We start from the raw sequence: 13,838 nt of genomic DNA, 5'->3' as shown, positions 1-13,838 counted from the left end.
CATTATGACAACCATCCTTCGTCTTGAGAAACTGTCGAAAGCCTACGGCGCCGTCACCGTTGCCGACGATCTCGATTACGGGCTCGTGCGCGGCGAGGCGCTCGGCGTCATCGGCCCGAACGGTGCCGGCAAGACGTCGATGTTCAATCTGATCACCGGAACGGTCGCGCCGGATAGCGGCAGCGTGCATTTCGACGGGCGGAATATCACCGGACAGGGCGCTGCGGCCCGAAGCCGGATGGGGATCGCCCGCAGCTTTCAGGTTCCACAGCCCTTTTCAGGTCTCACGGTATTCGAAAACGCCATGGTCGCCGCAACCCAGGCGGCAGGGCTTTCAGGCGGAAAAGCCGAACAACTTTGCCTAAAGGTCCTTGATCAGACGGAGCTTTTGCCCAGGGCCAATCAGTTTGCCGGCAGTCTCACGCTTCTCGATCGCAAGCGTCTTGAACTGACCCGCGCGCTCTGCGCCAGGCCCAAGCTGCTGCTCCTCGACGAGATCGCCGGGGGGCTGACGGAAGGCGAATGCGCCGCGCTGGTGGCGACGATCCGCAACATCCACGCCTCGGGGGTCTCGATCATCTGGATCGAGCATGTCGTGCATGCCCTGCTTGCGGTGGTCGGGCGCCTCATCGTGATCGATTTCGGCCGCAAGATCGCCGAGGGCGCACCGCGCGACGTCATGGAAAGCCGAGAAGTCAGGGAAATCTATCTTGGAATTGAGGCCGATGCCTGATCCGATCCTCCAGATTGCCGGCCTCGATGCCCGTTACGGTGATTTCCAGGCGCTTTACGGCGTGGACATGACCCTCGCCGAAGGGGATGTTCTGGCGATCATCGGGGCCAATGGCGCCGGCAAGACGACGCTCATGCGCTCCATTGCGGGTCTCATCCGAAACGGTGCCGACGAGATAAAATTCCGCAACGTACCGATCGGCGCACTGCGGGCCGATCAGGTTGCCAGGCGCGGCATCGCGCTGGTGCCGGAAGGGCGTCAGCTGTTTCCATCGCTGTCGGTTGAGGAAAACCTTCTCATCGGAGGACGTTCCGGGCGTCAGGGACCGTGGTCGCTGAAACGGGTCTACAGCCTCTTTCCGATCCTCGAGGAACGCAAAAGGCAGCCATCGACATCCCTGTCAGGGGGGCAACAGCAGATGGTGGCTATCGGCCGGGCGTTGATGGCGAACCCGGATCTGATCCTGTTCGACGAAATCAGCCTCGGCCTCGCACCGATCGTCATCAGGGACATCTACCGCGCTCTGCCGGGCATCGTTTCCCAGGGCATGAGCGCGGTGATCGTCGAGCAGGACATCACCAAGGCACTTTCGATCTCCTCCAGGGTCTATTGCCTGCAGGAAGGCCGGGTGTCCCTGGAGGGCGCCTCGACCACGGTATCTCGCGAAGACATCTCGCGCGCCTACTTCGGGATCGAATGACATGGAGTGGTTGAACGCGGTCATACAGGGTGTGTTGCTGGGTGGGCTCTATGCGCTTTTCGCCGCGGGCCTGAGCCTGATCTTCGGCGTGATGCGGCTGGTGAACATCGCCCATGGCGACCTCATCGTGCTGGCTGCCTATCTGGGCCTGACGACATCGGTGGCGCTCGGGCTGCATCCGTTGCTGGCCCTGGTCCTGGTTGCGCCGGCCCTGGCGGCAATCGGCTTCCTTCTGCAAATCGGCATCCTCAACCGGACGCTGGGCAACGATATCCTGCCGCCGCTTCTGGTGACCTTCGGACTGTCGGTCATCCTGCAAAACGCGCTTCTGGAAATTTATACCGCCGATCCGCAAAAGATGGATGCGGGTGCGCTGGAAACCGCAAGCGTCTCCCTGGGAGGGATCAGTCTCGGTGTCCTGCCGCTGCTTACGTTCGCTGTCGCCGTGGCGATCGTCGGCGCGCTCCAGTGGGTGTTTTACAATACGGCGCTCGGCCGCGCCTTCCGCGCCACCTCCGACAATCAGGACATCGCCCAGCTCATGGGTCTCAACAAGGCCCATGTCTACGGCTACGCCATGGCGCTGGCACTGGCCGTCACCGCCGTGGCAGGCATTTTCCTCGGCATCCGGACCAGCTTCGATCCCGCGATCGGCGGCAGCCGCCTGATTTTCGGCTTCGAGGCGGTGATTATCGGCGGGCTGGGAAATCTCTGGGGTACGCTGGCGGGCGGCGTCATTCTGGGTGTGGCGCAGACCGTCGGCGCCAAAATCGATCCGGGCTGGCAACTGCTCGCCGGACATATCGTTTTCCTGCTGATCCTCGCGGTGCGCCCCAGCGGTCTGTTCCCGAAGGTGACGGGATGAGTGCCGGGCCGTTCAAAGTCACGCGTTCGTCGCGGGCCGCACGCATTGCCGCCGTGGCCGGACTGATCGTCCTGCTGGTGCTGGCCGCCGCCCCCTGGTGGGCGGGCCGGGCCGACATGCGGCTTCTCAGCGAGGTCTTTCTCTATCTGGCGCTCGCGAGCCTGTGGAACCTGATGGCCGGTTATGCCGGACTGGTATCGGTCGGCCAGCAGGCTTTCGTCGGTTTCGGCGGCTATCTCCTGTTCGCGCTCACGATTTTCGCGGGCCTTCATCCTGTTGTGGCGCTGCTGGCCGCCGGCGGGCTGGCCGCGCTTGTCGCGGTTCCGGTGGCGGCGCTGTTGTTTCGGCTTCGCGGCGCCTATTTCGCAATCGGCACATGGGTGATGGCGGAAGTCTTCCGCCTCGTTTTCGCGCAGGTCGGGGCGCTGGGCGGCGGGTCCGGCACGTCGCTGCCGGTGGGGATCGTCAAGTCTCTGGCGGCTTCGCGCAGCGGGCGCGAAGCGCTCAGTTACTGGCTCGCGCTCGGCGCGGCGGCCGGGACCATTGCGGCTGTCTATCTGTTCCTGCGCTCGCGCAAGGGGCTCGCATTGACCGCGATCCGGGACAACGAACTCGCCGCGCGGTCTCTGGGGATCGACATCTGGCGCACAAAATTCATCGTCTATGTTGTGACGGCGGCCCTGACAGCGATCGTGGGCGCGCTGATTTTCCTTCAGAAACTGCGCATCTCGCCCGATGCGGCCTTCAGCGTCAACGACTGGACCGCCTTCGTGATTTTCATCGTCGTGATCGGCGGCATCGGCACGCTGGAAGGACCGATCATCGGCACGCTGGTGTTCTTCGCCCTTCGCGAGACGCTGGCCGATCTGGGCACGACATATCTGCTTGTCCTCGGCCTCGTCGCCATCGTGGTGATGTTAAAGGCCCCGAAGGGGATCTGGGGCCTGATCCAGATCCGCTTCGGTCTCCAACTCTTTCCGCTCGGCTATCGCGTGCTGGGCAATCTCGCCAACAAGGAAAACTGACCATGGCACGCCAGAAGACCGTCATCACCTGCGCCGTCACCGGAGCGATCCACACGCCGACCATGTCGGATGCCCTGCCCTATACGTATGACGATATCGCGGCCCAGGCGATCGAGGCGGCTGAAGCCGGAGCCTCTATCCTGCACCTCCACGCGCGCAACAACGAAACCGGCGCGCCGTCCGTGGACCCCGCCGATTTCACCGCGTTCCTGCCGCGTATCAAACAGGCCACGGACGCGGTCGTGAACATTTCCACCGGCGGTTCCCTGACCCTGTCGATCCAGGACAGGATCAAACCCGCCGCCACCTTCAGCGCCGAAATGTGCTCGATGAACATGGGCAGCATGAACTTTTCCTTCCATCCGCTCGCCAAGCGCTACGACACGTGGAAATTCGACTGGGAGAAGGACTATGTGGCAAATTCCGATGGCAATATCTTCCGCAACACCTTCCGCGATATCCGGGAGGCCGCCGAAACCCTTGCGCCGCATGACATCAAATTCGAGCATGAATGCTACGACGTCGGCCATCTCTACAATCTGAAATTCTGCATGGATGTCGGCCTCTTCAAGGCTCCGATCTTCATCCAGTTCGTGATGGGCATCCTCGGTGGCATCGGTGCGGACATCGACAATCTGGTGTTCATGAAGAAAACCGCCGACAAGCTGTTCGGCGACGACTACCGGTGGTCTGTCCTGGCCGCCGGGGCCTCGCAAATCCCCATGGCGGCAACCGCCAGCCAGATGGGCGGCAACGTCCGGGTCGGGCTGGAGGACAGCCTGTTTATCAGCCGCGGCAAGCTTGCGGAATCCAATGCGCAGCAAGTCGCCAAGATCCGCAGGATCGTCGAGGAACTCGGCACCGAGGTCGCAACGCCCGACGAGGCACGCGAGCTGCTGGGGCTGAAGGGCGGCGACAGGGTGAATTTCTGAAATGCCGGCCATGCTCACGCTTCACCACGCACCCACCAGCGTCTGCTCCCAGAAAGTCCGTGTCGGCCTTGCGCTCATGGAGCTTCGTTACGAGAGCCGCATGCTGAACCTCCAGGCGGGCGATCAGTTCGAGCCCGGCTATCTGAAACTGAATCCCGACGCGGTGGTGCCGACACTGGTCGACGGCGATCTCGTCGTTGTCGAATCGAGCCTCATTCTTGCCTATCTCGACCGGGAGCATTTCAGCTCGCAGCTTATGCCCAGGGATCCGGCGGGGAGAGTGCGCGCGGAGCACTGGCTGCTGCGCTGCCTGTCCATCCATGCGGCGATCAACACGCTCAGTTTCTCGACGGCGATGCGCAAGAAAATACTCGCCGAAAAGACCCGGGACGAAATCGACGCCCTGGCCGCCAGGTTTCCGGACCCGATCATGGGGCAAAAGCGCAAGGATCTGATCCTGAACGGGATTGCTTCCGCCTATGTCGGACAGGCCCTGGTGCATCTCAGACGCCTGTTTGCCGACATGCAGGACGAGCTTGAAGAAGGCCCCTGGCTCGGTGGAAACCGGCTCGGTATCGCCGATGTCGCTCTGGTCGCCTATGTCGACCGTCTGGACAGGTTGGGCTTCAGCGGCTTTTGGGAAGAGGAGTTCGCCCGTGTCGGCCCCTGGCTCGACACCTGGAAAGCGCTCCCGGCCTATTCAACCGGCATCGCCGATCATCTGCCGCCCGGAAGCGCCGAGGCGATGCGTGCCGGCGGTTCGGCGCATTGGCCCGAACTGCAAACACGGTGGACCGGTTTGACTGAAACTAGAGCACTTTAAAAGAATACGGAGTCGCTTGATGGGATTTTATCAGCCTATATCCAAGACGCGGATCGCAGCGCGATGCGGGGCAGCGGGCCAGATCCGCAACGCCGGAGATGGGCTGACAAAACCCACCGAAGGCTCGTTTTTCACGCCGGCCGGACAGCGTTGCGGTCAGCTTGTGGCCAGACAGGCCACGGCTTTGACCGCGCCTTGCCGGCAGACCCGAAAAACGGGTCAAGCGGCTCCGTATTCTTTCAAAGTGCTCTAGGAATTGAGAATTTTCCGCCTGTTACGGGCGGAAGAACGGCGGGCGCTGCCCGCCGGAAACAAAGGAGGAGGAGAATATGATGAAATTGAATACCATTACCGCCGCCGGGGTGCTCCTGGCAGGCATGCTGAGCGGACCGGCCGTGGCGGAGACCCTGAAGGTCACCACCTTCCTGCCGCCGGTGCACACTTTCGTCAAGGCGATCAACGCCTGGGGCGAGGAGCTGGCTGACAGGTCCGGCGGTGAGATCGAGATGGAAGTCTATCCGGCAGGCCAGCTCGGGCCACCGCCGCGGCAGTTCGACATCGTTCGTGCCGGTGTCGCCGATATCGCGATATTCCTGCACGCGGTCACTCCCGGACGTTTCCCGATGACCGAACTGGCGGGGCTTCCCCTGACACATCCCTCGGAAGGGGATGGAAGTGCGATCACCTCGCGTCGGCTGACCGAACTTGCGCCCGAATATCTGGCGGGTGAGCATGAAGGCACGCATATCCTCTGGATGGCGGTAACCCCGCCGCTGAAAGTCAATCTTGCGAAGGCCGACCCGAGAGATCTCGACAATCTCAAGGGGTTGCGGCTGCGATACGCGGGCTCGACCTGGCAGCAGATCGTCGAAGCACTGGGGGCATCGCCGGTGCCGGTGCCGCCGGCGGAAACCGCCGATGCGATCGGCAAGGGTATCGTTGACGGTGCGACATTCCCCTTCGAGGCCACCATGGCCTTCGACCTTGGTCCGGTGATCGAATATTCGATGGAACCCGGGCTGGCCTCCGCAACCTTTGCTGTCGTCATGAGTGACGCCGCCTACAATCGTCTGTCCGCGGAGCATCGCAAGCTCATCGACGAGACGACCGGTCCCGACCGGGCGGCCTGGTTCGGTGCCCTGTGGGACAAGGGCGAGGAAGAAGGCCGCAAGTATATGGTCGACTCCGGAGTGGACATCGTCACGCTCAATGCAGCGCAAGTCGAAGGTCTTCAGGAGACGTTCGCGTCCATCGTCGTTGCGGGTAAAACCGCGGCCGGCGATAACGCGCAGGCCTTTCTTGACGCCTACACGAAATGAACAAAATGCGGCCCGCGATTCAGCGGGCCGCACCGCCCAGATGGAAAGGCACACAAGATGCGTGAAGGCTCTGAACGAACGGACCCGGTGACCCGGATCATGCATGCGATTGCCGGCATCGCCCTGACGACGATGATGCTCGTCGTTGTCGGCGATATCGTGCTGCGGGCCGTGTTCGGCGTCCCCATCCAGGGAGCATATGACGTCGTCAGCATCGCGCTTCTGGTCATGACGATGTTCGGAATCGCGCCCGTGGTGGCGCGCCGGGGCGAGATCGTCATCGATCTGGCCGATCCGTTCCTGCCCGAGATCGTTCTGAGACTGCTCGCTGTCCTCGCTGCGCTGATCGGCGTTTTTCTGTTCGCCTTTTTCGGCTGGGCAATGATCGCGCCCGCCTTGGATGCCTGGCGCTGGGGCGAACGGTCCTTGGAGCTCGGCATTCCGAAATGGCCGCTCTGGGGCGTCGCCTTTGCCGGTCTCGTCGGTATTTTCTGGGCCTATCTCCTGCAATGCCGCCTGTCGGTGCGCAAGGCCCCGGATGCGCCGAGCGAGGAGGGGGGGTTGTGAGTAGTTTTGTCCTCGGCCTCGGCGGCATCTGCCTGATGCTGGTCATGCTGTTCCTGCGACAGCCGGTCTGGCTCGCTCTCGGCGTGATCGGCCTCGTGGGCAACTGGGCCCTGAACAGCCTCACCTCCGTCAAATTCATCGCCGGAACGACGATGTTCGACGTCGCTTCCAACTACAATCTTTCGGTTGTGCCGCTTTTCATCCTGATGGGCGAAATCGCCAGCGGGTCGCGCATGTCCGCGGAACTGTTCAACGCCGCACGGATCGTGCTTTCCGGCGTGCGGGGCGGGCTCGGGGTCGCCACCCTGGCCGCGTCCGGGGCTTTCGGGGCAATCTGCGGCAGCTCGGTCGCCACCGCCGCAAGCATGACACGGATCGCGATGCCGGAGATGAAGCGGGCAGGCTATGCCGAGGGCTATTCCGCCGCCTCCGTTGCCGCCGGCGGGTCGCTCGGCATACTGATCCCGCCTTCGATCATTCTCGTCATCTACGGGTCGATCACGGAAACGTCGGTGGCGCGGCTGTTTGCCGCCTCCATGCTGCCCGGTCTGGTCCTGCTGCTGCTTTACGTCGCCGTGGCGATGGCTGTGGCCGGACGGACATCTTCAGCCCCGGTTGAAATCTCCGCGTCCCTGCGCGAGCGGATCCGGGCGATCCAGGGGCCGTGGCAGTTCGTCGTCCTTTTCGTGCTGACCATCGGCGGAATTTACGCGGGCATCTTCAGCCCGACCGAAGCCGCCTCGGTCGGGGCCTTCGGGGCGATCGTTCTCGGATTTCTGCGCCGGTCGCTGGCGTTTGAGGGGCTGATCCATGCGATCAAGGCCAGCGTGCTGGTGTCCTGCGCCCTCTTCATGATCATAATCGGCGCCACGCTGTTTGCGCATTTCGTCGTTCAGACCCGTCTGCCCGACACCTTGCTCGCAATGGCGCAATCCGCGGACCTGTCGGCCTGGCAGGTAATGTCGATCATCGTCATCATCTACATCGTGCTGGGCTGTTTCCTCGAAGGCATCGGCATGGTGCTGATCACCGTGCCGGTTTTTCTTCCGATCGTGACCGGCTTCGGTTTCGATCCGATCTGGTTCGGGGTCCTGGTTGCATTACTTGTCGAACTCGGCCTGATAACGCCGCCTGTCGGCATGAACCTCTTCATCATTCGCGCGCAATTGCCCAACGTCAGCATGCAGGAGCTCTACCGGGCCATCCTGCCTTTCCTGATGGCGCCGGTCATTCTGATCGCGATCCTTTTCGCTGTGCCCGCGCTCGCGCTGTGGCTGCCTTCCGTCCTGTATTGAGGCCCCGATGTCTATCCTGATTATGGATTCAAACGCCGAGTTCTATGCCGAAAAGCTGGCGCAAACCCTGCCTGAGCTCGATTTCCGGGCGGCGGTGACGGAAGACGATGCACTTGCCTTTTCCTCCGAAGCCACAGCGCTGATCGGTCTCGCACCCTACTTGAGTTCGAAGCTGATCTCGGCCTGCGGCAAGCTTGAGTGGATCCAGGCCCTGACCACCGGCGTGGACAATCTCAAGAGCCTGAAGGGCATTGCCATTACCAATTGCCATGGCATTCACGGACCGCAGATGTCCGAACTCGCCGTGATGATGATGCTCGCCGTTCAGCGAAACTTTCCCAAGATGCTTGCAAATCAGAACGGTCATGCGTGGGAACGCTGGCCGCAGCCGATCCTCGCGGGGAAGACGGCCTGCATCGTCGGTGTCGGCGCCATCGGCGAACATCTCGCCGGCCTTCTCGGGGCCTTCGGCGTCAAGGTGACCGGAGTGTCCGGCGGCCGCGCGGAGGTGCCGGGTTTCAAGAAGATTTACACCCGTGAGCGCCTGCTGGAAGCTTCAGGAGAAGCGGACTTCTTGATCCTTCTGACGCCCTACACACCCGAGACGCATCATATCGTCGACGCGCGGGTGATCGCGGCGATGAAGCCGACCGGCATTCTCATCAACATTTCCCGGGGCGGCTGCCTCGACGAGGAATCCCTGATCGATGCGCTGCGGGCGGACCGCATAGCGGGCGCCGCGCTCGATGTCTTCGCGCGGTCGCCGCTACCGCCCGGAGATCCCTTGTGGGACCTGCCGAACCTGATCGTCACACCGCATATCGGCGGGTTTTCCGATGTCTACCGCGAACAGGCGCTGCCGATTCTTGAAACCAACGTGGCCGCCTATGCGGCCGGTGGCGTTGCTGCCCTTGAAGGGAGGCTGGACCAATGAGCAATTCACCGGTATCGGCTGCTGAACTCGACCGGCGCCAGGCGCTGGCGCGCGGCGTCATGGAAGATCTTGGACTTGATGCTCTGGTCTGCCAGGCGCGCGAGGACTGGATGGGCGGCTATGTCCGCTGGCTGACCGACGTTCCGGCCAACAACGGTTATCCGCGTACGGTGATCCTGTTCGCGGACAGGCCGATGACCGTGATCGAGATGGGAGCTTTCGGCACCGACCGGACGACGGATCCGCTCGCCCCGTCAACGCGGGGCGTCGGCCGGGTCCTGGGCACGCCGTCTTTCCATTCGATCGTCTACACCGTTGACTATGACAGCGAACTGGCGATCGCGGCCCTGAAAGAGGCCGGGGCACTGCGGGTCGGAACACTTTGCCCGGCCGCGCTGCCGCACGGGCTGATGCGCGCGCTGGAGGCCGCGTTCGAACCGGTTGACGCCACGGACGCGCTGGACCGGGTGAAAGCCGTCAAGAGCGAGGAGGAAATTGCTCTCATCCGGCAGATCGCCGGGCTGCAGGACAAGGTGTTCGAAGAGGTCTGCGACTTTATCCGTCCGGGTTTGACCGATCGCGACGTGGCAGCACACGCGGAGGCCGTCGGCCGCCGTCTCGGATCCGATCAGGGCATCTATCTTGGTCTGTCCGCGCCCCTCGGTCAGCCGTCAAGGTTCATGAACCGGCCTTTTCAGACCCGCGAAATTCAACCCGGCGATCACATGTCGCTGCTGATCGAGATCAACGGGCCCGGAGGGCTCTACCTGGAAATCGCCCGCACCATGGTGATGGGAAAGGCGGATGACCATCTGCTGCAAGCCTTCGCCAACGTCAAGGACGCGCAGGACCACACGCTGTCGCTCATGAAGCCGGGGGCAGCGCCGGCCGCCATCGCGGCGGCGCACGATGCCTGGATGGAGGCACGCGGACTTCCCCCCGAGATCCGGCTATACGCCCACGGACAGGGCTGCGAGATGGTCGAACGGCCCCTGATCCGCCGTGACGAGACCATGCCGCTGGCGCAGAACATGTGCCTTGCGGTGCATCCCAGTTACGACGACGGCCGCGTCTTCGCGGTCATCTGCGACAATTATCTGATTACGCCCGACGGTGTCAGCGATTGCCTGCACCGGACGGAAAAGAAGATTTTCGAACTCTGAGGAAAGTCATGAAGCCGACACCGAAAATCGCACTCGAAGAGCATTTTCTGCATCCCGATTTTGTAGATTACTGGGCTACCACTGCGCCCAACATCAGTCCCGACCTGTTCGGCAAGGCGCGTACCGCGCTGGAGGATTTCGGCGAGATGCGTCTTGCCGCGATGGACGGCATCGGTGTCGAAAAGTCGATCCTCTCACTGGCGGGGCCAGGCGTCCAGGTGGAAAAACGGACCGAAACGGCCGTTCGCCTCGCGCGGCGGGTGAACGACTTTCTGGCCTCCGAAATGGCGAAACACCCGGATCGCTATGGCGGCTTCGCGCATCTTGCGATGCAGGACCCTCTTGCCGCGGCCGACGAGCTGGAGCGGTGTGTCACCCAGCTAGGCATGCAGGGCGCGATGATCAACGGCCAGACCGGCGGCACCTATCTCGATGACGACCGCTACGCGCCCTTCTGGGAGCGCGTTTCGGCTCTTGAAGTGCCGGTCTACATCCATCCCAACAATCCGCCCGAGCAGGCGCACATGTATCACGAGCATCCGGAACTCTGGGGCCCGGTCTGGTCCTGGACGGTGGAGACCGCCACCCATGCGCTGAGACTGGTCTTCGCCGGAACCTTCGACCGCTATCCCGGCGCGAGGCTCGTGCTCGGACACCTGGGGGAATGCCTGCCTTATCTTATCTGGCGGCTCGACAGCCGCTGGGAGATCTCCAACCGGGGCGCCATGCATCTGGAAAAGAAGCCGTCCGCGTATTTCAGGAATAACGTCTGGGTCACCACCTCGGGCATGTGCGCCGATGCGCCGCTGCGCTGCGCCCTGGACATGATGGGCGAGGACCGGGTGCTGTTTTCGGTCGATTATCCGTTCGAACGGGCCTCCGAAGCCGGCGAATGGATCGAGCGGGCATCGCTGACTGACAGCGAACGCGCGAAGGTCTGCCACGCAAACGCGCGCGGGCTGCTGAAACTCTGATTAGCCGAACCCTCCGCCACATTTGCGGGTCACGGAGTGGGGCGTATAATCGCCGCGGCCCTTGATTAAAAAAAGCCGCCCGGATCATTGATCCAATGGCGGCTTTCAGGTGTTTCCGCGGTCGGGAAAAGGATTAAGTCGCGGTCTCTTCCGCGCCTTCGGCTTCCTCGGACTTCACCTTGTCCTTCGCCTTGCGGGCGAAGGATTTTCCCTTTTCGAACTGCTCGTTAAAGAATGCACGCATCTTGCCGGCATTGAAGTCCATGAGAGTGCCGCCCTCTTCATAATGCTTGACGATGGACCGGCCAACAGCGTAGGTCGCTCCGCCCGCCACCACCGGCAGTGAGACCATGCCGACCATCCATCCAATCCCGGGGATCAGTTTGGATGCGCTCGCGGCAACAAAATATCCGGCACTGTAGCCAAGAACACCGCCTACAAGCGCATATATGACCTTGCGTCCGAGATGCTCCGAGAATGGTTTGCCGTAGAGTTTGGAGAGCTTCTGGATCATGCGGAGCTGAATTGCGATGACGGCCGCAATGTCGAAAAATGCAACGGGTACGATGCTGGCCGCAACGGACGCGATGACATAGTCCTTGATCAGGTTGTCGGCGGTCAGTTCCCGTGTAACGGTAAACTCGTCGTCGTCGTCGTCGACATCGACGGTGTCGGCTTCCATTTCCGGCTCCTTGGGCTTATCGGTCTTGGTCGCTCTTGTTCTGGTTGCTTTCGTCCCGGCCGCGCTCGTTCTGCTCACCATCTAAGATCTCCTCAGCGTCTGCCGGGCGACGGTCGTCAACCGGGCGGAATGCTTTCGTGAGGGACGTTACTCCCTCATGCGTTGAAAGAAAAGTGTTCGCATCCGGGACGCTGCCCTTTTGCAGTCGGGTTCCTGATGTGTCCCGGAGGGTGCCTCGAGTGTCCGCTACGCCGCGAGCTCCGGCCCCAGGCTCAGCCGGTTCAAATAGACCTCGCCGACAATGCGTATAAGAACCGCCGCTGAAACAGACGTGATCGCCATGCCCAGAAGAGTCGGTCCCGTTGTCATCCTCAAAAGACCGCTTGTGGTGAAGCTGGCGATGCCTGGCGCGGCCATTCCCGTCAGCAATGCGGCGGCCAGGTGTTTGCTTCGATCCGCGCTGATAGGCTGACCATAAAGACGGGCAAGCTTGCGCAACATCCGTTCGACAACGGCGGCAATCGCGGCGAGATCGACCCATGGTAGCGGGACCAGACCCGCAATCGCCCCAAACTGGGCATGTCTGTCGACAATCAGCTGTCCGGCATTTTTAAGGAATTCCGCTTTACCGGGGGGAGATGACCGAACCGGTAAACTTTCCAGGTTGGAGAAAGGAAATGACCGTTTTGGGCCGGCGTCCTCTTTTGCTGCGTGGCTGCCGGCATCCGTTTCCTGCGCATCGCCCCCGGATTGGCCCTGACCTTGCTTCGGGGGAACGATCCCATCCGTATCGGCTGCATCGGGTCTGCGAGCCTGCTCTTCCTCGGCGAATGTCGAATTTGCCGCCCGGCGAAGGTCATTCATTGTGCGGCTGGACGTTCTCGGCAGCTTTCTGGTCATGCGGACAGCTTTTTCTTGGTTTCCAGAAGGACCGCGATTTCCCCGGCGATCGCGGTGATATCCCGGGCGGCGGGTCCGTCCGGAGCCGTAAGGCTGGGGGTCGCCCCGTAAAGCCCGGCTTCGGCATAGGCAACACGATTGGGCATGTCGTTGAAGAGGAGCGGGAAACCGCCTTCCTCCAGTTCGCTGCGCACATGCCTGGAGATGACGCTGCCCCTTGTTGTTTGCGTCAGCACACAGCGGAAGGTCGGCGCCCAGCCTTTCACTTCGTTCATCAGGGTCTTGACCGTATCCATCATCCGGTCGACATCGAGCGGTGACGCCTTGACCGGAATGAGGACAAGATCCGCCACAGCCAGAGCGGCAACCGTGATTTCACTGTCGAAACCGGGCGTGTCTATGATTGTGATGCCGTGGTTCTCGGCAATCTGCCGGGAGGTTTTCCAGAGGTCCTTGTCGGCTTTCTCAAGCACATCGATGTGTCCGAGAGCCTGCTCGCGCTCCGCGAGCCGGATGCCGGAGCGTTGTGGATCGGCATCAATCATCAGGGGTTTGTAGCCATCAAGATGCCATTGCACGGCCAGGCAACAGGCCAGCGTCGTCTTTCCGCTGCCTCCCTTCAGGGATGCGATGGTGACTACCGGTCCACCCATTTTTCCTGGCCCACCCTGATTTTTCGCGTCCATCAGCAAAAGATTAACAAAGAAAGACAAGTTTACCACGCCCGGCAGGCCTGTCACGTCCGGTTTCCACTGGCAATCTTTCCAATAGGTAAGGGTAAGCCGTTTCTCAGAGCCGGACAGGGGTGGCGCACCAGCAGCGGCGCCGGGATCGAAACGCAAGAATGCAGAGATTGACCGGTCTGAAAATGCCGCCGCAACTTGTCTGTCATGACCCGGGCGCGGCGTTGCCCGGCATGTCATTGA

15 protein-coding genes are annotated in these 13,838 nt (G+C 62.0%); 12 read left to right on the top strand and 3 right to left on the bottom strand.

Going from position 1 to position 13,838, the window contains the following annotated elements:
* Window positions 1-4 precede the first annotated feature (4 nt).
* From CLV41_RS26530 to CLV41_RS26475, 12 genes are all read left to right on the top strand, one after another.
* Window positions 5-733 (top strand): ABC transporter ATP-binding protein, encoded by a 729-nt coding sequence (locus CLV41_RS26530; RefSeq protein WP_103225515.1) that lies wholly within the window; start codon window positions 5-7, stop codon window positions 731-733.
* On the top strand, window positions 726-1,433 hold the full coding sequence (locus tag CLV41_RS26525) for an ABC transporter ATP-binding protein (protein ID WP_103225514.1): 708 nt from the start codon (window positions 726-728) through the stop codon (window positions 1,431-1,433). The genes CLV41_RS26530 and CLV41_RS26525 overlap by 8 nt, the downstream gene beginning before the upstream one ends.
* A gap of 1 nt (window position 1,434) precedes the next feature.
* The gene (locus CLV41_RS26520; protein ID WP_103225513.1) at window positions 1,435-2,298 is read left to right on the top strand and encodes a branched-chain amino acid ABC transporter permease; all 864 of its coding nucleotides are present in this window, start codon (window positions 1,435-1,437) and stop codon (window positions 2,296-2,298) included.
* Window positions 2,295-3,323, top strand: a complete 1,029-nt coding sequence (locus CLV41_RS26515; RefSeq protein WP_103225512.1) for a branched-chain amino acid ABC transporter permease — start codon at window positions 2,295-2,297, stop codon at window positions 3,321-3,323. Before CLV41_RS26520 ends, CLV41_RS26515 begins: the two co-directional genes overlap by 4 nt.
* A gap of 2 nt (window positions 3,324-3,325) precedes the next feature.
* The gene (locus CLV41_RS26510) at window positions 3,326-4,255 is read left to right on the top strand and encodes a BKACE family enzyme (RefSeq protein ID WP_103225511.1); all 930 of its coding nucleotides are present in this window, start codon (window positions 3,326-3,328) and stop codon (window positions 4,253-4,255) included.
* A 1-nt stretch (window position 4,256) separates the two neighbouring features.
* A complete protein-coding gene (locus CLV41_RS26505) occupies window positions 4,257-5,078 on the top strand; it encodes a glutathione S-transferase family protein (protein WP_103225510.1) in 822 nt (273 codons plus the stop codon).
* Between the two features lie 329 nt (window positions 5,079-5,407).
* Window positions 5,408-6,397: a TRAP transporter substrate-binding protein gene (locus tag CLV41_RS26500; protein ID WP_103225509.1), complete on the top strand. Its 990-nt coding sequence runs from the start codon at window positions 5,408-5,410 to the stop codon at window positions 6,395-6,397.
* Between the two features lie 57 nt (window positions 6,398-6,454).
* Window positions 6,455-6,964 (top strand): TRAP transporter small permease, encoded by a 510-nt coding sequence (locus CLV41_RS26495; RefSeq protein ID WP_103225508.1) that lies wholly within the window; start codon window positions 6,455-6,457, stop codon window positions 6,962-6,964.
* The gene (locus tag CLV41_RS26490) at window positions 6,961-8,259 is read left to right on the top strand and encodes a TRAP transporter large permease (protein WP_170107333.1); all 1,299 of its coding nucleotides are present in this window, start codon (window positions 6,961-6,963) and stop codon (window positions 8,257-8,259) included. The genes CLV41_RS26495 and CLV41_RS26490 overlap by 4 nt, the downstream gene beginning before the upstream one ends.
* Before the next feature lie 7 nt (window positions 8,260-8,266).
* The gene (locus CLV41_RS26485; protein ID WP_103225506.1) at window positions 8,267-9,193 is read left to right on the top strand and encodes a D-2-hydroxyacid dehydrogenase; all 927 of its coding nucleotides are present in this window, start codon (window positions 8,267-8,269) and stop codon (window positions 9,191-9,193) included.
* Complete coding sequence (locus CLV41_RS26480; protein ID WP_103225505.1) at window positions 9,190-10,356, top strand: M24 family metallopeptidase; 1,167 nt, start codon at window positions 9,190-9,192, stop codon at window positions 10,354-10,356. The genes CLV41_RS26485 and CLV41_RS26480 overlap by 4 nt, the downstream gene beginning before the upstream one ends.
* 8 nt (window positions 10,357-10,364) lie before the next feature.
* Entirely contained in the window at window positions 10,365-11,330 is a 966-nt protein-coding gene (locus tag CLV41_RS26475) for an amidohydrolase family protein (protein ID WP_103225504.1), read from the top strand.
* A gap of 133 nt (window positions 11,331-11,463) precedes the next feature.
* Here CLV41_RS26475 and CLV41_RS26470 read toward each other — a convergent pair whose 3' ends face one another.
* From CLV41_RS26470 to CLV41_RS26460, 3 genes are all read right to left on the bottom strand, one after another.
* On the bottom strand, window positions 11,464-12,093 hold the full coding sequence (locus tag CLV41_RS26470; RefSeq protein WP_103225503.1) for a YcjF family protein: 630 nt from the start codon (window positions 12,091-12,093) through the stop codon (window positions 11,464-11,466).
* Between the two features lie 165 nt (window positions 12,094-12,258).
* Window positions 12,259-12,912 (bottom strand): YcjF family protein, encoded by a 654-nt coding sequence (locus tag CLV41_RS26465; RefSeq protein WP_103225502.1) that lies wholly within the window; start codon window positions 12,910-12,912, stop codon window positions 12,259-12,261.
* Window positions 12,909-13,565, bottom strand: a complete 657-nt coding sequence (locus CLV41_RS26460; protein ID WP_170107332.1) for a ParA family protein — start codon at window positions 13,563-13,565, stop codon at window positions 12,909-12,911. Before CLV41_RS26460 ends, CLV41_RS26465 begins: the two co-directional genes overlap by 4 nt.
* Window positions 13,566-13,838: the final 273 nt, after the last annotated feature.

The organism is Roseibium marinum, from assembly GCF_002906165.1.
In the GTDB taxonomy this organism is placed as follows: Bacteria; Pseudomonadota; Alphaproteobacteria; order Rhizobiales; family Stappiaceae; genus Roseibium; species Roseibium marinum.
This window is presented reverse-complemented; position numbering and strand designations above follow the sequence as displayed.